Raw genomic sequence first — 20,195 nt, 5'->3', positions numbered from 1 at the left:
GAGAGCCGAGTAGGCGACACCCATCACGACGGGGGCGAGGTGCTTCCGGGCTCAAGGACGCAGGTACGTCGAATGGACGATATCAAGTCCGGCGAAGCACGCGTAGGGTCCAAGAAGTCTGACCGCCTTGAAGGAGGTGCGCACACTACCACCCTGGACAGTGGCACCTTCCATGGGTCCGCCACGAGTACCGGCACTTGGACGTTTGTTCCAGACGACTCGAGCCAGCCGACCTATGCCGGCCATATCGCCGGCTTCAGCGAGCAGAATTTCACCTCGAAGAATTTCACGCTCACGAACACCTTCGACGTCGTCCTCCATGGGTCCGACCAATCGCTGCTCAAGTTGCGCGCGTTCTTCCATATCACGACGAATGCAAACGGGACGGTGACCGCCTTCATCGACGTGAACGAGGTCAGGTGCCTATAGGTTCCCGCTCGGGCGGCGCGGAGCCGAAGCCTAGCGAACAGGCGCCCCTGTGGGCCGCGCCCCGACCCACCCAAAGCGATACGGGGGCTCGCCTAGACCAGGCGAGCCCCCTTCGTGACCTACTCAGATACCGGCTGGTCGATCACCGCTTCCTCATGAGCTTTCGGCTTCAACCAGCACCGCCTTCTCCGGCCGGCAGTGCTTCCCAAGCTGTTGTACACAGGCTTGCATCGGCCTTGCCGTACCCGCCGGCCGATCCAGTCCCTGGGCGCGGAGGACCGGCGCGCCAAGAGGCGTCCGCGACCCGACGGGACCGGGGCCACCAAGCAGCCAGGACTGGGCCGCAATGGAGCCACAGGTGACCGGCGAACAATGGACAACCACGGTCTCTCGCGGTCCGCTGTCTGTCGCGTGCGCTGGCTCGGGCGGCGTAGTCCCAAGCCAGGGCGGTCCCAAGATTCGCCTTCACACGGCAACCGTCACGGGCCCCCAATGACCGGGAGTGACGCGGGCAGCAGATGAGCAGCAACTGAACCGCACCAGCCCGCATGAGCCACCACGAACCAGCCTAGCTGCTCTGCTGCAACGCCCTGGTCCGCGGGGTCTTGTGATGGTCGCTGTGGCGGGGGTCCCTGGATGGCATGCAAGAGGTCAGGGGTTCAAATCCCCTCAGCTCCACCAGGCACAACGCCTCCCCGCTCCCCACTCAGGCGCCGTTTGCCAGAGATTTGCCAGAGAATCACGGGCCGCACTCGCCCCAACACTCTATGCGGTGGCGGGTTTGCGGCTTTTCTCGGGTCTCCTCACCGAGGCTGGCGGTCCCAGTAGCACGAGAACACCCGATCATCTTGTCGTGGCATGGCCGAGGCTCATCGCGCCGCAGTCGTACCAACGCCCCGGTGACTCCGTGGCCGGACAAGTGGTCTCGCGGTTCTCAGCGAGCTCGCGCATGCAGCAGGCCTCTCGGCCGGCCCCCAACTTGGTCGCGTCGGCTAGAACCATGCCCCGCCTTTCCCTTGCCTCCCATAAGCCAACGCACCCCTGGTGCACCCCTGGTGCACTGCTGTCCTGCCTGAAAAAGGTTCGGGTCGAGAGTAGCGCGTGACGGTGACGGTCATCCGTTATGACGAGTGCACATGTGGGCGGTGCTGCGGGTGCTGGATGGTGCGAGGGCTGTACGTGGGGCAGTGGTTCGGCGTGGGCTGCTCGGTGAGCGACGTGCAGGTCAGCGGTGCTATGCCGAGTGTGGTGGGGGGAGTAGGAACGGTACGCAACCGAGCATCGAGCAGTGGCTCCTCCAGCGCCTCGCTATGCGAGCCTTCGCCCAGACAGACGATAACTCAGCACATTGCTTTTCCGTCTACGGTCCCCAGTGACCTGCAAAAACACAGCGTTGCATGGCGGTCTCCCGACAACTCGTAGAGAGGACGCGTCGGAAGGCCGAACGCCCGTCCGTGCTGGATTTGCCTTTGAGCAGGAGCTTTGCTTGTTCAGTGCTCCACTGGCTTCGCCGTTCTGGTCGCACAGCGGAGGCTGAGCACATAACTGTGCGGGCCGAGGCAAACGATCTTGCGGGTGTGTGCGGCGGCCACGCCGCCCGCCGCGATGGGATCCGCCTTCGGCGCGCGCTGCTTCGCTGGCAAGCTCCGCAGCCCTACGGTTCGGCCTAGTCCCGCGGTAGCCAGGGCTGGTCCTGCACTACGTCAGGAACCGGCCAAGATGCTTGACGAGAGCGATCCGGTCAGTAGACTGCCCCGGCCGGGTGAGCGGGAGCCGCGCCAGACGCTGGCCGCTGTCCAGCCTTGCATCATCCGACACCGCCGCATGGGCTCCTGCGGATTGTCCCGAATGGAGCTGTGCGCCTACCGCAGACCGTTCGCAACCTGGCAGGGAAACCGCCTGGAAAGGACCGAGTGTGAAACGAGCAGCACGGCTAGTAGTCGTCCTTGTCGTCATGCTTGCGCTGTATCCGGCGCTGGTGGGCGCGCCTGCGAAGGCCGCCACCGGCAACCTCGTCGGCACCGTGACATTCAGTCAAGACTGCGGCTCAGGGCTCGGCGTCGGGATCGCCTTCGACGGCACCAACCTGTGGATCTCCTGCTACGCCTCCGACCCGGACCTGCTCCGGGCCAACCCCACGACCGGCGCAGTCGACGCCACCTACAACATCGCAGGCGGCCTCGGGGCGCTCGCCTACGACGGCGGGCGCAACGGCCTGTGGGCGGGCTGGGGTGGCGCCGGTCCCAACGGCCAGGTCCGCTTCATCCAGCTCGACGCCGCCAAGAACGTGACCGGCACGACCGGCAAGTTCCTGGCCACCGACGCAGCCAACTTCACCAACCTTGACGACGGCCTCGCCTACGACGCCAGCGACGACAGCCTCTACATCAGCGCAGACGCCAGCACGACCATCTCCCACTACTCCACGGCCGGCACCCTGCTCGGGAGCTCCCCGTGGGCCGGCCAGGCCTGCTACAACAGCGGCCTGGCCCTCGGCGGCCAGCTGCTCTACCAGGGCGCCAACGGCTGCAACCACGTCTACGTGGTGGACAAGGCCAACCCCAGCGGGCCAGTCCAGTTCGAGTTCGACACCGCTGTGGCCGGCGACCCCAACTTCCGCGATGAGGACTTGGAGTGCGACACGACCACCTTCCCGGTCGACGTCATGTGGTCCAAGGAGGCGTACACGCCCAACCGCGCGGCGGCCTTCGAGATCCCGCAGGCCACCTGCGCCGAGGGCGGCGGCGAGCGGCACGGGCGCATGACCGGCGGCGGCAGCGTCTTCACGCCGACCGGCACGCGGGTGACGCACGGGTTCGAGCTGCACTGCACGCCCACCGATGGGCCGAACAACCTCCAGGTGAACTGGGGCAAGGGCAACCACTTCCACCTCGAGGTCCTGTCGTCGGCATCATGTAGCGACGACCCCAGCATCGGCCCCAACCCGCCGCCGGCCGGGTTCGACACCTACCGCGGCAAGGGGACCGGGCGGTGCAACGGGCTACCCGCGACCGCGGATTGGGCCTTTGCCGACGCTGGGGAGCCGGGCAAGAGCGACACCGCCGAAGTCCACATCACCGGCGCATGCACCCTCGACGTAAGCGGCAACCTGCGGAGCGGGAACCACCAGGCGCACAAGGCATGAGGCGCAGGGGAGCGGCCGGCCGAAAGGGTCGGCCGCTCCCCTGGCTATGGGCGGACTCAGGACCTGCGGTCGAATCGGCCGCAGGTCCGCCAAAGCGGTCCGCGCGGGCGGCCACAGCCTGGCGGACCGATCTTCGGCCATTATCAGGGGGCAGCAATGTTCATTCAGGTCATCCAAGGCCGTGCCAGCAGCCCGGACGGCATCCGCGCCGAGCTGGACCGCTGGAATGCGGAGCTCCAACCCGGCGCCGAAGGCTGGCTCGGCTCCACCTCCGGGGTCACCGACGATGGCCGCTTCATCGCCGTGGTCCGCTTCGCGTCCGAGGACCAGGCACGCCGTAACAGCGACCGCCCCGAGCAGGGCGCCTGGTGGACCGAGATGGCCAAGCATCTGGCCGAGGTCGCCTTCCACGACTCGACCCGGGTGCACACCTATCGGGGCGGAGGATCGGACGAGGCCGGCTTCGTCCAGGTCATCCAGGGCCACACCGAGCAGATGGAGCGCCTGGCGGAGCTCGGTCGCGCTCAGGAGGTGGTGCTCGCCGAGCAGGCCCCGCACATTCTGGGGATGACCGTGGCCGAGCATGCCGACCGACCGGGCGACTTCACCCAGACGGTGTATTTCACCTCGGAAGAGGACGCCCGGCGCTCCGAGCGGGAGCGCCCGGCCGAGTCGGAACCGGAGATCTTCAGCCTGATGGCCGACCTGAGGTACTTCGACGTGCGCGAGCCGTGGCTGGACAGCCCGAAGTAGCATCCTGAACGGGGTGCTCTGGCGCAGATGGGCACGGTAGCCGGCGTCGATGGTCCGACGGATGCAACTCAGCCCATAACTGCACCACCTACGGAGCTGCGCAGCCTGCAAAAACGCGGGATAGCACAGCGGTGGGCCGGGGATCCATGGTTAGCCTGGGTCCACTGCTGCGAGGATGATGGTCGAGGCGCCCGCACCGCCGGCCTGACTCGTGGATCCACTGCGAGCACACCCATTCGGTGACCTGGACGGCCTCGTCGAGGTCGCCGGCTGCCTGCGGACGGGTGACGGAGCGGCTGGGCAACAGGAGCGGAAGTGCGTCCTGACAGGCATCCCTCTTGTGGTTCCCACCAGGATAGGCAGGATAGGAGGGACCGAGACACTTCGGGGAGCCTCCCTGCGGGGACTCGAGGAGGAGTGCGTGCGCATCGCATATGCCCTACGGGCTCTCAGGGCTGCCCTGACCGACGAGGCGAGCGCGTACGTGACCACCATGGCCACGATGATGGCGACGGCCGGAGCGCAGGTGCGGGTGCTGACCGAGACGCCCCTGGTAGAGCTGGCGTCGCTGCTCTCGGCCGGGGTCGAGGTCGTGCAACCCGACCCCGTCCCGGCTGACCGCTGGTACCTGAGCCCGATGCACCAGTACGCCGACCGGGTGGCGTCTACGACTGCGCGGCTAGCCGCGAACGGACTGGATGTGGTCGAGTTGCCAGTAGCTGGGGGGAGGCTTTCACGGCCGTGCGCAACCGGCGGCTCATCGGCGAGCCCACCGGAACGGCGGTCGTCGCCCGGTTACACGGCCCACCAGGCGGCGTCGACACGATCCCGATCAGCTTCGACGACGACATCCACGTATTTGCCGAAAGCTACGCCGTTCGGCATGCCGATGCGGTCGCGGCGCCAGCTCCGAACTTGCTGGCAGCAGCGCGCGGACCCGTGGCCGCGTGGCCGGCACCGGTGCCGCTGACTGCTGCGCCCAACCCAGTGCCCTGGATCTCCGAGCCGGTCCGGCGCGTGTTGTTCCTGGGCGAGCTGAGCCCGCGAGGCGGACTCGCGCGGTTCCTGGCCGCTGCGCGGCAGATCGTGCGGCGTGATGCGTCGTTCTCGTTCGAGGTCCACGGGCACGACACGAGCACCGACCCGTTTGGCCGCTCCTACCGGGCATGGGTGGCCAGGCGACTGACTCCCCCGTTGGCTGGACGCGTGAGCTTCCATGACCCGCCCAGCTTCGACGACCTGGGCGCCCTGCTGGGCGCCCCGGCTGTGTGCGTGTTCACCGACGCGCGGCAGACCGCAAGCGCGGCCCTCCACGCAGCCATGTTGTCCAGGGCGGTGGTGGTGGCTCAGCGCGGCCTCGGGACCGGCCTGGACGAGTGCTGCGCACTCCTGGCCGATGTGGCCGACGCCGAAGCGGTGGCCCAGGCAGTCCTGGAGCAGGCCGACCGTGTGGCGGTCCTGCGCAACCTGACCGCGCGAGCCCGGGAAGCCGCTGAGCGTCGCTGCGACCCGGATACGGTCCGGGTGGCGGCCGAGGTGCTGTACGAGTTGGCGCTGCGAGCTGCCGTCACGTCAGGGAACGACGGCGGGAAGCGAGCGGCGGGCAGGCAGGGCCGCTCCCGGCCCGCGCGGGTGTCGTTCGTCATCCCCCTGTTCAACCAGGGAGAATACGTACAGGCCGCGATCGGATCGGCGCTGGCGAGTGACCACCCAGAGGTAGAGGTCGTGGTGGTGGACGACGGCTCCACCGACCCGGCCACCCGGCAGGTGTTCGACGAGCTTCACGGGGTGGTCAAGGTGCGCCAGGCGAACCGGGGCCTGGCGGCTGCTCGCAACGCCGGCATCGCGGCGAGCTCTGGCACGCTGATCCTGCCTCTTGACGCCGACGACCTGGTCGATCCGGCCTACGCAGGTCTGGCGACGCGGTCCCTGGAACGCGCCCCGGACCTGGCCTACGTCACCTCGTATGCTCGCAACTTCGGGCTCTTCGAGGGCGGCTTCGCCCCAGTCGGCAATGTGCTCCCGCTGATGCCGTTCCTGCACACCGACGGGCGCTGCGCCAGCCTGTACCGGAGGTCGGCCCTGGAGCAGGTCGGCGGCTACGACGAGGATCTTCCCGCCTACGAGGACTGGGACCTGCAGATTCGGTTGGGCAAGGTCGGGCTGGCCGGTGACGTGCTGCCCGCAGAGCTCTTCTTCTACCGGCGGCACCACGCGTCGCTGGTGTTTCGTCACAGCAATGCCAACCGGGTCGAGCTGCTCCAGTACCTGATGCGTCGGCACGCCGATCTGCTCGCCCCGCAGGGCCTGGAACTGGCGCTGAAGCTGGTGCACCTGTGGCGGACCGGATTCGAGTCGAGCGAGTCGATGCGTTTCCTGGCCGCGGAAGTGGCCAGCCGGCACCAGTGCGGCATCGAGGAGGCGGGGTAGAGGATGTTCGTGGCCGGCCCCTACGTGGCCTGCTACCGGGCGGAGGCGACCGGGCGTGATCATCTGCTCGGTGTTCGCTGCGTGCTGTTCGCCAACCTGTTGTATCGGCCAGGCCTCGCCGGCGTCGGCTTTGTCTGGTACGGAGAGGACGCCACCCAGCTGGGCGCCATGAGGCACATCGGCGAGGCGTACATGCCCGCCAGTGGCTCGCGGCGCGGCGACCCGTTGCCGGGATTGGCGGTTGCCCTCGACGGCGACGCCGATGGCGACGGGGCTCCGACGGCCATTGACTCGGCCGCTGGCCTGCAGCTCACCGTTGACCCGTCCGCACCCGCAACTGAGGCTGGCACCACCCTGCCCCGCCCGCCCGAGGACGCTGCAGTGCCCGGCGTGGGGCCGACGGTACCCATACCACCCCGGATCCGCGTCACGGGAGCTTGGCGACAGGAATGGATCCTCGAACCAAGCGGGGTAGTGGACGAGTATACGAGCCCGCTGCCCCCGATCAGCGCCGGCGGCCCTGGCCTGGATGAATTCGAGGTCCGCAACCGCGACGGCACACGCGGCCACGGCCTGCGGGTCATGCTGGCGAGCGGGAGTTGGCTCGGGGCAGGCACCTGGCGCGATGTGCCCTACCTTCACCTGGGCACGTTCATCGGGGATCCGACCGCGAATGGCCGGATCAAGTTCGGCGCCGCTGACATCTGCCATGAGCGGGGCTTCTGTGGCGCGGTTCCCTGGGGTGCCATGCTGCTGCGGCCCGCGCCGCGGATCGGGCCGGGAGTGTGGGAGATGCTGGGCGCCTGGACCGAGGAGTGGCGACCGCGGGGCATCGCCAGGCTCTGGCGGCCGCCCGGCGACCTCTCTCACCTGACGATCAAGCGCAGGTGAGCGTCGCCCGCCGGATCGGCCTGCTGCACTGGAGCACCCCGCCAAGCGTGGGCGGATCGGAGTCGCACCTGGCAGACCTCGCGGGACTGCTGCTGCGGCGGGATCGGCAGGTCACCGTCATCACCGGAGAGCCTGCGCCACTGCTGCCGGACGGCTGTGCGGTGGTCACCATCGAGCTGCTGCACCCTGCCTGGCTGCTCGCAGCCCAGTCAGACCTCGCCCGGCTGGCTCGAGACGTTCAGGAGGTGCTCGACGCGACCCTCGAGCGGAACCGGTTGGACGTCGTCCACGCCCACAATCTCAATCAGCTCGTTTCGGCGCCCACGCAGGCGCTCGAGGCGCTACGCGCGACGCGGCGGCTGCGCGTCCATCACACCTTCCATAGCCATCTGCCCTGGCCGTCGTCGGCCCGACCCGACCTGAACCTGTACGCCGGCTGGGCGGGGAACTACGCGGTTTCCGAGTTCGTGCGCCAGGCGCTGCAGCGCGAGGGGTTGGATACTGTCCTGCTGCGAAGCGGTGTGGACACCGCGGTCTTCCACTCAGATCGGCCGTGCCTGTCCGAGCAGGCACCGTCGGTAATCTTTCACCCGGCCAGGCTACTGCCCCACAAGGGCGCGATTGTCAGTGTCCGGATGCTCGCCAAGCTGACCGCGACCGGCCTGAACGCCCGCCTGGTCCTTGCGGACTCGCCCGTCGAGGACTGGGATGGCGTGGCAACCGGCTTTCGGGCGCGGATTATCAACCTGGCCCGGCGACTTGGGGTCGCCAGGCGGGTGGAACTGCGCGCGATACCCTACCGGGACATGCCAGCTGCCTACGCTGCGGCCGATGTGGTCGTATACCCGACTCTCGGGCAGGAACCCCTCGGGCTTGCCCCGATCGAGGCGATGAGCTGCGCCCGTCCGGTGGTGGCGTCACGGGTCGGCGGCATCCCCGAGACGGTGATCGACGGCGAGACCGGATGGCTGGTCCCCGCCGGCGACGCGCAGGCCCTTGCCGACCGGGTGGCGCGCTTGCTGACCCTACCTGGCCTGGCTCAGGCGATGGGTAGGCGCGGCAGGGCCCAGGTCATCCGACACCACGACGTCGACACGATGGTCACGGCACTCCTCGCTCGCTACGACGATGCCGGGCGATGTCCCGCCAGGCCTTGATGGCGCCTGGCTGGACGGGCACGACCGGGTGGCCGGCTTCAGCAGCCGGTCGACCAGGCGGCCGTCGGGCCGCTCGAGTGCCACTGGCAGCGTGGCCGGGTCGTCCAGCCGGCCGAGCCGGGTCACCAGCCGGGTGAATCCGTCGGCGGTGTGGGTGACCTGGAAGGCGGTAGTCTTGCGGCCGGTCTGATCCAGGACGCACACCGACGAAGACCTTGCCAGCCTCCGTCAAGAACAGGGTGCACCAGTGACCGGCCAGGCCCGCCGGCGGCCAGGTCCAGCTCGGCGCTGCGGGAGATGGCGACAATTCCCTTCGGACTTGCTCCTACTTGCCGAACAGCCGCTGGGTGATCGTGGCGATCAGGATCAATTCGATGACGAGCCCAATAAGGGCCTCGACGGCGGACGCGAGCGCGAGCGGATCGCCAGGCGAGAACGCTCCGGGAAAGAAACCACGGCCGTGGAACGCGGTGATACTGACGACCAGTGCCTCAGTCAAGCCAAGGCTCGGCCCAATGGCCCGATAGCAGAGCATGAAGCCGGCGATGACCAGGATGTAGGAGGCCAGGCTCCGGCCAGGTCGGTATCCGTAGCCGCAGAGCATCCCAAGAAAGAGGGAGAACAGGTAGCGGCCGAGCGCAGGAAGGCCCTCGCGGCGCAAGGCTCGACGCCGCAGGAGCTGAGCGCGGTAGGCGAAGCGGTCGGCCTGCTCGTTCATGCCGCGTGCCCGCAACTCCAGGGCGACCTGCTGGCTGGCGCGGGCCGCGGTGCGCCAAGCCTCCACCGGGATCATGGGTCCCTGACCCTGATCAGCCGCGTGGGCAAGCTTCTCGTCGCCGAGCGCGCCGAGCTGGCTCCAGTCGAACACGGCCAGGTTGACCCCGTTCCAATGGGTGTCAGCCAGGACCATGCCGCCACCCTCGCCGCCGACGAGGACGCCTTCCAGGTTGGTGGCGCCGTCGAAGTGGGCGCGGGTGAGGTTGGTCCCATGCAGCCGGGCCTCGGCCAGATTCGCGCCTTCCAGGTGGGCCTCGGTCAGATCGGCGCCCTCCAAGTGCGCGCCAGCCAGGTCGGCGCCCCGCAGCTCAGCGCGCCACAGGGCGGCGCCGCGCAACTCCGTCCCAGCCAACCCGGTGCTGTCGAGCCGGCCCCACAGCAGGCGGCTGCGCTCCAGATGGGCACCGAGCAGGTTGGCGCCTGACAGGTAGGCCCCGCCCAGGTACGCGTCTTCCAGATGTGCCTCAAGCAGGTCCGCGCCCTCCAGGTGGGCGTCGGGGAGGCTCGCCCGCTGCAGGTGCGCGTGGGCGAGCTGCGCCCGCTCCAGGTGCACCCACATCAGCCCGGCCCCCTCGAGATTGGCGCCCTCGAGGTTGGCATCCTCCATGTGGGCCTGCTGGCATTCGGCCCCGGTCAGCCGAGCCCCCGTCAGATCCGCGCCACGCAGTACCACACGTTGCAGATTCGCACCCTCGAGGTCAGCGTCCCGCAGGTCGGCCCCGGGCAGCGGCAACTCGGACAGGTCAAGCCTAGCGAGAAGGGCCCCAACCAACCGCAGCGCGTCGCCGCAAGGTCGGCCAGGGTGGTCGGCCACGAGCCACTCCACGTCAGCTCGGGTCAGCTCGAGGCCGGTCAGATCGTAGGCGCAGCGTCGACCGTCTCCACCCTCGCGGTGCCGATCGTCCAGTTCGCGGGCGCGCTCGTCGTCGATGGCCGGCTGGGTACGCCAGGGCTGCCCCGCGGCCCTCCAGCGTCGACGCCAGGTGGCATCATCCTCGCCGCCTGGTCCCGTCCCCCGTCTGATCACGAGCAGCTCCAGCGGGCACCTCGGCCCGTCTCAGGTGATGACCAGGTGATGCGCGTGCCGTGTCACCATCGTCTGATCGCGTCCGTAGACAGCGGTCCACGCTCTGCTCTCCTAGACGCAGCTCGCGGTTGCCCAGCTTCGATCGCCTTGCATTCTGGCGTGGAGAACAGCTGGGGGCCAGTAACCATGGCTTGGTCGAACACGTCTGCCACCCGGCTGCAGCGGCTGCCTGCGCCAGGTGTCGGTGAGACTTCCCTCGTCAAGATCGCCGACGATGTGGCGGCCAGAACCTGCGCCTGCCCGGGTGGCCCACTGCACGTTCCGGTCCGCCTCCATCTGAAGGCAACGCCATGGTCCGCCGCCACGGCTCACCCAGCGCGACAGGACCGCACTAGCTGGACGCAGCATCCGACCTGACCTGCAAGGACGGTACGCGCCAGCACGCGGTAGACGGTCCGCTGCTGACCAGAGAACAGACCGACTTCGCCTGATATGAGCCAGTTTTCACGCCCGCACGGCGTCCCCGCAGGGGCTACTTCGACTGTCTTGTAAACAGCAGGTTGGGGTTCGAGTCCCTCTGTGCGACAGGCGAGCGTCGGGTGCGAGCCGGCGCACCGAGATCGAGCGCTATGCCCCCTCGCCTGACCCGGAGACGGCCTCGACCTGGTCGACCACCTGGTAGTGGGTCACCGTCGACTCGCCGCCGACGAGGTAGCGCTCATCCTCCGGGTACAGGACCGCGGCCTCGACATCGTCGCCGGCGAAGGCCCGGATCGCGTCGACGGAGTCCCACAGCGACAGGGTGATGAACTCGGTCCGGTCGCCCATGTCGCGCCGAAGCAACCAGGCGCCGCGGTTGCCGGAGGTCTGCGCGTACTCGGCGAAGCCGGTCTCGCGGATGTAGTCGGCGTAGACGTCGGCGTCGTCGAGCCGTACGACGCCCTGCCAGATGCGCGCAATCATCGGTCGCCTCCGCCGGTGCCCTCGGTGAGGAACTCCACGATGAGCCGGTTGCAGAGCTCGGGTTTGTCGGCGAGCAGCCCGTGGCTGGTGCCGGGCACGACAGCGAGCTGCGCCCGCGGTAGTCCTTGGCGCAGGGCGAGGGTGTGCTCCATGGGGATCTCGTCGTCGTCGTCGCCGACCATGACGAGGGTCGGGCCGGGGTAGCCGGCGAGGTCGGCGACGGTGAGCGTTGGCTCCTCGGAGTGCATCCGGTGCAGCTTGGCGGCGATGACGGGGAAGTGCTCGGGCCCGTCGGGGGAGACCGCGCCGTGGTACTCGGTGAAGAAGGCGGTGGTCTCGTCGTCCAGGTCGATCGGGCCGTCGACGTCGGGCGTGCGGCCGTGGCCGCGCCGGTCGGGCCGGAAGACCCGGAAGCGATCGACCAGGCCGGGGAGATTGACCTCAAAGGCACGTGAGTCGGCGCCCCCGGGGTGCAGCAGCACCAGCGGCGCTCCGCTTCCGTCCTCCTCGTAGTAGGTGCGCACCTCGCCGAGCTGCACGTAGCTGGCCATTCCGTGTCTCCTCTTGTTGGTTGGATCGAGCATATGACTCCGCTGGGCTCATCCAGTCGCCGGTCCACCCAGTCGCCGGAAATCTGTTGCGGATCTGCGGGGGATCGGTGATGGTTGCGGGCATGTCCGATATGGTCGTCGACCCCAAGAACGACCCGCAGACCGCGGAGCCGTCCCAGGACTGGCCCGCCCAGCGCTTTGGGTGGTCCAACATGTTCGTCCACCCCGACAATGACCCGCGGTCCGACGGGGGGTTCAAGGACGAGCGGTCCACCCTCGTTGGGTACCTGCGCGACCAGCGCCTGACGCTGGAGCTGAAGTGCGCCGGCCTCGACGCCGCCGACCTCGCCCGCCGCTCCGTGGAGCCCTCCACGCTGTCGCTGCTGGGGCTGGTGCGCCACATGGCCGAGGTCGAGCGCACATGGTTCCGGCAAAGGATGGCCGGCCAGGACGCGCCGCCGCACTTCTCCTCCGACACCGACCCCGACGGAGACTTCGATGGCGCGGTGCCCGACCCCGAGGTTGTCGCCGAGGCGTGGGACACCTGGCGGGCCGAGGTCGCGTTCACGGATCGGTTCGTGGCCGAGGCACCCGATCTCGACGTCGTCGGGCACGATCCCTACCAGGGGCCGGTCTCGCTGCGCGAGCTGCTGGTGCACATGGTGGAGGAGTACGCCCGGCACAACGGCCACGCCGACCTGCTGCGCGAGCGGATCGACGGGAGGGTGGGCCAGTAGCTGTCGAGGTCGGATGCCAAGCTGACGAGCTCCGCCCGAACACGGCGGCCGCCCGGGGGAAGGCGGCACCGACAGCATCCACTATGCTGCCCGATTCGCGAAGAGTTGCCTTGACTGCCTGGTTTGGTGGGTTCAGGCTGCAGTGGTTTGTTCAGGAGCGTGGTGACCCGAAGGGGGTGCTCAAGGAGGGACCGATGAGTACGCCGACCCGACGAGCTGTGGAAAGGCACCGCCGGGTTTTCGTGCCTGGGCGCGGTGGGGGAGGCTGGCCTTGGCGATCCGGCGCGGGCGGCGGCTCCGAACCGGGCCGATCTTCACCTCGGGTGGGCCCACGCCGGTAACGTGCTGCTGGTGCTGGGGCGTGGGCCGACGGGTCCAGCTCGCGGCGGGCTCCAGTGCCAGGAACCGAACAACAGGACAGCTACGCAAGCGATCAATGCTGGGTCTAGCGCCGGGCTGAACCTGCGCTGCTGGTGCACCGGCCGGTGTCGCACTGATCGTTCCTCAAAGAGGACACCGGTCGGCATCGCATCCGCGGCACCGGCCGTCGGATCCGCTGACCACGTTCAAGAGCACCGCGATGTCCGCCGCGACCCCGCAGGCCATGAACCACAAGGAGCAGCCCGATGGGCACGATCACCACCAGTGACGGCACCGAGATCTTCTACAAGGACTGGGGCGCCGGCCAGCCGGTGGTGTTCAGCCACGGCTGGCCCCTGAACGCCGACGCCTGGGACGACCAGGCCATGCTGGTGGCCGCCAACGGCTACCGCGCCGTCGCCCACGACCGCCGCGGCCACGGCCGCTCGGGCCAGCCCTGGGCCGGCAACGAGCTGGACACCTACGCCGACGACCTCGCCCAGCTCATCGACACCCTCGACCTGCACGACATCGTCCTGGTGGGCCACTCCACCGGCGGCGGCGAGGTGACCCGCTACATCGGCCGCCACGGCACCAGCCGCGTCGCCAAGGCCGTGCTGGTGGGCGCGATCCCGCCGCTGATGCTCAAGACCGACGCCAACCCCGGCGGCACCCCGATCGAGGCGTTCGACGCCATCCGCGCCGGCGTCAGCGGCGACCGGTCGCAGTTCTACAAGGACCTGAGCGCGCCCTTCTACGGCGCCAACCGGCCGGGGTCCACGGTGTCCCAGGGGGTGCGGGACGCCTTCTGGCTGTGGAGCATGCAGGTCGGGCTGAAGGGCGCCTACGACTGCATCAAGGCCTTCTCCGAGACCGACCTCACCGAGGACCTCAAGCGGATCGACGTGCCGACCCTGATCGTCCACGGCGACGACGACCAGATCGTGCCCATCGGCGCCTCGGCCTACATGTCGTCCAAGCTGGTCAGGGACGCCACCCTGAAGGTCTATCCCGGCGCCCCGCACGGCCTGTTCGCCACCCACAAGGACCAGTTCAACGCCGACCTGCTGGCCTTCATCGGGGCCTGAGCGCCGACGTCGTCGCAGCCCGGCCTCCTGCACGCGGTAGACGGTTGCCCGCCGCGCCGGACGGGCGGGTGGTGGGCACGGCCACCTCCTTCAGGGTGGGATCGGGTTCCGGCGGCAGCCAGCGCCGTCCCCCGCGCCCTGCCCAGGGCGGGTTCGTGGTGGCGCCCAGCCATCCGCCGCCGCGCAGGACATTGGGGGCTGAACTGCACAAACACCACTCGCCATCACGCGGTAGACGTTGACCACCAGCCTACGGATCTGGCGGTTGGGGGTTCGAGTCCCTCGCGGCGCAGCAGAAGCCCAGGTGAGCACCCTGAGCTCTTTGCTACGGCCGGCGTGCGCTGGCGGCCTGCGCAGCCTCCGCGAGCAGCTGTAGCATCGGCGCGTCATGCAGCCCCTCGACGACGAGACCCGCGAGTCCACGGCCGCCGGGCCTGTTGCCTTGTTGCAGGCGGCGCTCAACGGTGATCGCGTGCATCCCGCGCTGCCGCGCACGCCGGGCGAGCTGGCCGCGGAGGCGCGCGCGGCAGTTGACGCCGGTGCGCGGTCTCTGCACCTGCATCCCTACGACGCAAGCGGCCAGCAGACGCTCGGGGCGGCACCGTGCGCCGCGGCGCTGCACGCCGTTCGCGCCGCCTGCCCGGGAATCCCGATCTCGCTGAGTACCTCGGCGGCCATCGAGCCGGACCCGGAGCGCCGCTACGCGCTCGTCGCCGCCTGGACGGACTTGCCGGACCTTGTGACGGTCAACCAGGGCGAGGACGGGATCTTGGAGCTGTGCGAGCTGCTTGTTGGGCTTGGCGTCGGGTTGGAGGCTGGCCTGCTGTCGCTCGACGACGCGCACGCCTTCGTTGCGGCGGGGATCGCGCGGCGCTGCGTGCGTGCGATGGTGGAGCCGCTGGACGCCGACCCCGACGACGCGGTCGGGCACGCGGTCGCCATCGAGCGGGTGCTCGCCGAGGGCGGGGTGCAGCTCGGACAGGTCCACCACGGTGATGGCGTGGCCTCCTGGGCGGTCAATCGGCGTGCTGTGGCGCGGGGGCACGGGATCCGGACCGGTCTTGAGGACACGCCGGTGCTGCCCGATGGGCGTCAGGCGTCGGGCAACGGCGAGCTCGTCGCCGTTGCTGCCTTGCTGCTGGCGCAGCGCCCGAGGCGGCGCCCGGCCGGGTGACGGCGCCTGTGGCTGGTCTGACGCGCGCCGCAGCGGCCCAGTCGGTCCTCGTGATCGAACGTCAGGCCAGCTTGTGGCCCAGGAGTCGCGGTGCTGGCACCGGGCCGCGGCGCGAAGCGGGTTGTTGTCATTCCCGAGGTCATTCCACCTGGCGCCACGTGGCGCGACAGGACCGCACTGGCTGGACGACGCACCCGACCTGAGCTGCCAGGATCGCACACGCCAGCACGCAGTAGACGACCAGCGCCTGTCTTGTAAACAACTGACGGCGGCGGCAGGCTCAGGCCTCCTCTCCCTTCGACCTACTGGCTGACTTGTTACCGGTCCTGCGTTCTCGGGTGACGCGTCTGCAGAGATCACCAAGGGCCTGCCGCCGCGATGCGAAAGGGATGGCTGATGGTCGGCTCACTTCCCGCTAGGCTGGCCGTCGGTGGGCTGCTGGTCACCTGGCTCCAGTTCAGCGGGCACCGACGCCTGGTCGAAGGCGTAGTACAGCGCCATGACCCCACACAAGGCCAAGGCAAGCGGCGCCGACACCCATGACAGGGCGAAGGCGGCAGCGTAGACGGCCTGACCGACCATGAACCGCAGGCGGGCTGCTCGCACTACCCCGGGTGGCGGCCGCCGGTGCAGCAGGCGGTCTGTGTGGGTGACCCAGGCGAACAGGGCCCCAAACGCCAGGCCCATCACCAGCAGCACCCCGCTGTAGAGCGCCGACGCCGTCCGCGCCGCCTCACCGGCGCCTCCCAGGTGCTCGGCGACAACCGCGGTGGGGAACGGGATGAGCGCCGTCCACAGCAGCAGGTTGAGGTTGAGCAGCAGCAGCGGCCCGTCGACCCGCGCGACCTGCTCGAAGATTCGATGATGGTTGAGCCAGATCACGCCGATGGTCAGGAAGCTCACCAGGTAGGCGACGTAGCTGGGCCACTGCGCCCACAGGGCGTGCGCGAGCCGCTCACCCTCGTGGACCTCGGGTGGGCGGATCTCGATGACCAGCAGGGTGATCGCGATGGCGAGCACGCCGTCGCTGAAGGCCTCCAGCCGGTTCTTGGTCACAGTTCTCTCCGTCATTCCCCTTGTGGGTGGAGCACCAGACTCCGAATCTTGGGCTCTCCTCGACCTGCTCGTTGAGCTGCCTGGCTTGCTTGATCATCCGCTTGATCATCCAGACGACCCGACGGGTTCCTTCTCGATCCGTCTGGATCGACAACGTACCCAACGTGAGCGGGGCAGATCCGTCTGGAGCCGACCAGTCGGACGACAATCACCAGGCTACGGATCTGGCGGTTGGGGGTTCGAAGCAGGCCCATTGACTGCTCGCGGCCGCAAGCTCTGTCCACCCCGGCTCGCGGGCCAGCGGCCGCTGACCGACAGGGTGGCTGCGCGGGGTTGCCGTCCAAGCCGCCCCGTTCCAGACTGGCCCGGTAGGGCCGTACCAGAGCGACCGGGGCACGAGGGGGGTGGCGGGGCAGAGGTGGTCATCCGCACGCCCGACCAGCGGCTGCGGGTGTTTGTCAGCTCCACCCTGGGCGAGCTGGCCGCCGAGAGGTCGAGCATCCTGGGTCCCAGCGCCGCCAGCACCCGCGGTGGTGCTGCCGGCTTGACCGCGCGATACGCGCCCGCCGCTTCGTCCATTGCGTCGAGGTAGGCGCGCATCTTGGCGAGTGGGCGGCGGTAGGCGTGGCCGCGGACCCCCTCGGTCAGACGGGCATGGCTCACGCCGAGGCCGAGCAGGAACCGGTCGGGAAAGGGCAAGCGGAGGGAAACCGCAAAACCGCTGGTGAAGCTGGGTGAAGTGTTGGGTGACCGAGGGGACTCGAACCCCCGACCTTCGGGACCACAACCCTACCAGTAGCGTTCCGGGCCGTCCCGGCTAGCGCCTTCCCGTCCCGCTTCACCAGCACGTTTGTGGATCGCGCGTGCTGACTCATCCCGCCGTTGCCCAACGGGACGTGACCCGTCCCGTGAACAACTTCGTGAGCACCCGGGGTCCGCCCCGGCTCCTCGCCGTGCCGTGAGAAGCGGCCTCGGCGCGGCTTGCACCCGCGCCGAGGGCCATCGCACCGCCGAGGAGTCAACCCCGGCACCGGGCCGGGGGCGGCGATGACCGCCCCGGCCGGGCACAGCAGCAGGGCTGTTCCTGCGGGTCCGCACCGTGGGTTGGCCTGCCGGTGTCCTCCCAGGATCGTGCCACCCCACCCGCGTCAACGCCGCTGCGCGTCCCTGCGGGATGGCCTGCGGCCAGCGTTGACCCGGCCGGGGACCCCGGCACCTGGGAGGAGGAGCCACCGGCAGGCCCACACCCAGGAGGACCCACCATGGCCCAGCACGTGCCCGGGACCATCTACCTGCTGCACTTCACCCAGCCCTACCGCCACGCCAAGCACTACATGGGGAAGCCCGCAAGTTCAGGATTACTGAAGGTGCTTCGGCGGGCCGACGGCGCTGAGTTCGCCGAACTCCCCTGGGTGGACAGCTCCCGAGAGGCCCCATCCATGACCTGCGGGCAACCTGTCTCTGAAGGTGACGACCGCTCAGTCGCCGGGCGGCTGCTGGACCACGCAGAATTCGTTGCCGTCCGGATCACCCATCGTGGTCCACGTCGTCGTGCCCGACTGCGCCACGTCGATCCTCCACAGCTTGGTCGCGCCCGGACCGATCAGGCGATCGACCTCTGCTGCCATGTCGGCGGCGGTGAGGTCCAGGTGCACACGGCCAGGACCACTCCTCGGCGTGGCGCTGTGCTGGAAGCTCAAGCACGGGAAGCGCCAGTCCTCAAGCGCCAGCAACACCTCTTCCGCGCTGTCGCGTCGCTGCGTGCACCCGGCGGCGGCCGCCCAGAAGTCGGCCAGCCGCTTGGGGTCGGCGCTGGTGAAGGTGATGTTGCGCACGGCCAGTGCACGTGGACCTCCTCCCGATGTGGTGGCGTCGCCCATGTGACGTCGCAGCTTCCTGGGCGCTGCAGCGGCCAGGAAGGTTGGCGAGGGCGTGCTCGGGGCCATGGCCAACACCTCTGGTGGCCTGCTTTGCGCCGCGTCGGAAGCTCGTGCATGTTGGGATGCGGCGGCCGGGCGCTCCAGGTACGCCACCACGAGCCCCGCGTCATCGCCTCCGGGTAGTTGGGGCCTGCGTGCTGGCAGTGGGTGTCGTCGGGGCCGTGGTAATGGGTGCCGTGGTGCTGGGGACCGTCGGCGCCGGCGCGGTCGTTGTGGGAACCGCGACCGGCGCCGTCGTCGTCGGGACCTGCACCGACGGCGACGTGGACGTGGTGGACGTCCCCGGCGACCGGGTTGCCGGTGGGGGCGACCGGTCTGCCCCGGCGACGACCACAGCCACGGAGGTGCTCGCCCCCGGCCGCGGCCGGCTCCCGAACAAGCTGGCAAGCGGCTGCTTGGCGACCGCCTCCACCCCCGTGATCGCGACGACCGCGATCCCGAAGGCAGCCACAGCCGCGACCGCGACCCGCCGCCAGCGGATCGGCTGGGGCTGCGCCTCGCTCGCACCTTCCTCGCTCGCACCTTCCTCGCTGGCGCCCGCCCGCTCGCCCACCCGGCGGACCAGTGAGCGCCGCGCCACGCTGTGGGCGGACGCGAGCGAGTGGGTGTACAGGGCCTCGGCGGGGGCCACGAGCAGGCTCACCAGCGCCGCGCCGATGAGGGTCCCTTCGACCCCGAACAAGGACGCGACGACCGCCCCGCTGACCGCGGCGAGCGCGCCAGCGAGCAACTTGGGAACGCGTAGCTGTTCCATACCACACCTGGATGGTCGGGTTGGGGACGGCGGCGCTGCCGTGTGGGGGCCACGGGCGTGGCCGGATGGGAACCCAGCCGCCGCCTGGAGAGCCCCCACCCTAGCGACCCAGGCCGGCTCGCGCCAGCTCCTCCCGAGCCAAGGGGGCGACCGCGCAGCCTGGGGTAGCTGCAGCCTGGGCGACCGGTTCTTCATCGCTGACCTGGTCCAGGGGGCCGAGCGCGAGGCCGCTCAAGGGCCGGGGGGACCGGAGGTCGCCAACGACCCCGCGCACGTCGTTCCTCCCCGAGTTCACCAATCCCAACGGGCCTGCATGCTTTCCGACAGTCGTGCGGGAATCCTGCAGCAGCGTGCGAGCCCGTCGCGCACGCTGGCTGACCAGGGACAACGCTCGAGCGGCCCTCTCCAACGCTCTAACGAACTCTCGGCAGAGCCAACAGCGCCCCGCCTGGCCGATGGCGGCCTGGCCGACGACCCCACCGCCGCTCGTCCTGCACGAGCACGGCCTCGGCGCCCGATAGACGGTTGGCGGCTGGTAGCCTGCTGCCATGCCAGGTGCGCCCTACTACGCCGAAGCCTTCTCACCGCTGCCAGGCCGATGCTTCCGGATGGTCACCCATCACGGCGAAGCTGGGCCAACGCACTGCTCGGGACCGGTGGCGTGGCGCGGGTCGTGGCGGGCGCCGAGTGGCCGGCGCTACCGGATCGAGGCCTGCGAGGGCCACCGACCTCCACCGGTCAAGGGCAGCGGCACCGCCGCCTAGGCCATGCTGCCGAAGGTCGGCTTGCCGGCGCGCTCGTAGGTGAGGTGCACGGCGCCCGTGCTGAAGGTCGCCGACTCCACCAGCCGCAGCGCGGTCGGCACCGTGCCCTCGGCGAACAGCCGCTTGCCGCTGCCGAGCAGGACCGGATACACCCACAGGTTCAGCCGGTCGACCAGATCGTTGCGCAGCAGCGTCTGCA

The 20,195-nt window shown here is 69.4% G+C and carries 16 protein-coding genes and 1 pseudogene; 9 read left to right on the top strand and 8 right to left on the bottom strand.

Annotated features, from left to right (window positions below; translation table 11 throughout):
• From VG276_20030 to VG276_20005, 6 genes are all read left to right on the top strand, one after another.
• Window positions 1–429 (top strand): hypothetical protein (locus VG276_20030; protein HEV8651615.1); only part of this gene is annotated, 429 nt, incomplete at its 5' end.
• Between the two features lie 1,915 nt (window positions 430–2,344).
• Window positions 2,345–3,574 carry a hypothetical protein gene (locus VG276_20025; protein HEV8651614.1) on the top strand — a complete coding sequence of 410 codons (1,230 nt, stop codon included), beginning with the start codon at window positions 2,345–2,347 and terminating at the stop codon, window positions 3,572–3,574.
• 156 nt (window positions 3,575–3,730) lie between these two features.
• Entirely contained in the window at window positions 3,731–4,327 is a 597-nt protein-coding gene (locus VG276_20020) for a hypothetical protein (GenBank protein ID HEV8651613.1), read from the top strand.
• Between the two features lie 741 nt (window positions 4,328–5,068).
• Complete coding sequence (locus VG276_20015) at window positions 5,069–6,757, top strand: glycosyltransferase (GenBank protein HEV8651612.1); 1,689 nt, start codon at window positions 5,069–5,071, stop codon at window positions 6,755–6,757.
• A 3-nt stretch (window positions 6,758–6,760) separates the two neighbouring features.
• Window positions 6,761–7,648: a hypothetical protein gene (locus VG276_20010; GenBank protein HEV8651611.1), complete on the top strand. Its 888-nt coding sequence runs from the start codon at window positions 6,761–6,763 to the stop codon at window positions 7,646–7,648.
• Window positions 7,543–8,805, top strand: coding sequence for a glycosyltransferase family 4 protein (locus VG276_20005; protein ID HEV8651610.1), 1,263 nt, complete (start codon window positions 7,543–7,545; stop codon window positions 8,803–8,805). Before VG276_20010 ends, VG276_20005 begins: the two co-directional genes overlap by 106 nt.
• Window positions 8,806–9,130: 325 nt before the next feature.
• Here the strand turns inward: VG276_20005 and VG276_20000 are convergent, their stop codons facing one another.
• The 3 genes from VG276_20000 to VG276_19990 all read right to left on the bottom strand — a co-directional run bounded on the left by VG276_20000 (window position 9,131) and on the right by VG276_19990 (window position 12,123).
• Complete coding sequence (locus VG276_20000) at window positions 9,131–10,255, bottom strand: pentapeptide repeat-containing protein (protein HEV8651609.1); 1,125 nt, start codon at window positions 10,253–10,255, stop codon at window positions 9,131–9,133.
• A 981-nt stretch (window positions 10,256–11,236) separates the two neighbouring features.
• A complete protein-coding gene (locus tag VG276_19995) occupies window positions 11,237–11,572 on the bottom strand; it encodes a hypothetical protein (GenBank protein ID HEV8651608.1) in 336 nt (111 codons plus the stop codon).
• A complete protein-coding gene (locus VG276_19990; GenBank protein HEV8651607.1) occupies window positions 11,569–12,123 on the bottom strand; it encodes an alpha/beta hydrolase in 555 nt (184 codons plus the stop codon). The genes VG276_19995 and VG276_19990 overlap by 4 nt, the downstream gene beginning before the upstream one ends.
• A 212-nt stretch (window positions 12,124–12,335) precedes the next feature.
• On the opposite strand from VG276_19990, the gene VG276_19985 reads away from it, so the two are divergent.
• From VG276_19985 to VG276_19975, 3 genes are all read left to right on the top strand, one after another.
• Window positions 12,336–12,860 carry a DinB family protein gene (locus tag VG276_19985; GenBank protein ID HEV8651606.1) on the top strand — a complete coding sequence of 175 codons (525 nt, stop codon included), beginning with the start codon at window positions 12,336–12,338 and terminating at the stop codon, window positions 12,858–12,860.
• Between the two features lie 626 nt (window positions 12,861–13,486).
• Window positions 13,487–14,308, top strand: coding sequence for an alpha/beta hydrolase (locus VG276_19980; protein HEV8651605.1), 822 nt, complete (start codon window positions 13,487–13,489; stop codon window positions 14,306–14,308).
• 445 nt (window positions 14,309–14,753) lie between these two features.
• A complete protein-coding gene (locus VG276_19975; GenBank protein ID HEV8651604.1) occupies window positions 14,754–15,482 on the top strand; it encodes a 3-keto-5-aminohexanoate cleavage protein in 729 nt (242 codons plus the stop codon).
• 405 nt (window positions 15,483–15,887) lie between these two features.
• Here VG276_19975 and VG276_19970 read toward each other — a convergent pair whose 3' ends face one another.
• The 5 genes and pseudogenes from VG276_19970 to VG276_19950 all read right to left on the bottom strand — a co-directional run.
• On the bottom strand, window positions 15,888–16,538 hold the full coding sequence (locus VG276_19970; protein ID HEV8651603.1) for a TMEM175 family protein: 651 nt from the start codon (window positions 16,536–16,538) through the stop codon (window positions 15,888–15,890).
• 486 nt (window positions 16,539–17,024) lie between these two features.
• A pseudogene (locus tag VG276_19965) lies at window positions 17,025–17,249 on the bottom strand (LLM class F420-dependent oxidoreductase).
• A gap of 767 nt (window positions 17,250–18,016) precedes the next feature.
• The gene (locus VG276_19960; protein HEV8651602.1) at window positions 18,017–18,418 is read right to left on the bottom strand and encodes a VOC family protein; all 402 of its coding nucleotides are present in this window, start codon (window positions 18,416–18,418) and stop codon (window positions 18,017–18,019) included.
• A 166-nt stretch (window positions 18,419–18,584) separates the two neighbouring features.
• Window positions 18,585–19,232, bottom strand: a complete 648-nt coding sequence (locus VG276_19955; GenBank protein ID HEV8651601.1) for a hypothetical protein — start codon at window positions 19,230–19,232, stop codon at window positions 18,585–18,587.
• 760 nt (window positions 19,233–19,992) lie between these two features.
• On the bottom strand, window positions 19,993–20,195 hold a 203-nt coding region (locus tag VG276_19950; protein ID HEV8651600.1), incomplete at its 5' end, for a dihydrofolate reductase family protein.

It is taken from the genome of Actinomycetes bacterium (genome assembly GCA_036000965.1).
Classification (GTDB): Bacteria; Actinomycetota; CALGFH01; order CALGFH01; family CALGFH01; genus DASYUT01.
The sequence above is the reverse complement of the archived record's forward strand: the minus strand, read 5'-3'. Positions and strand labels throughout refer to the sequence as shown.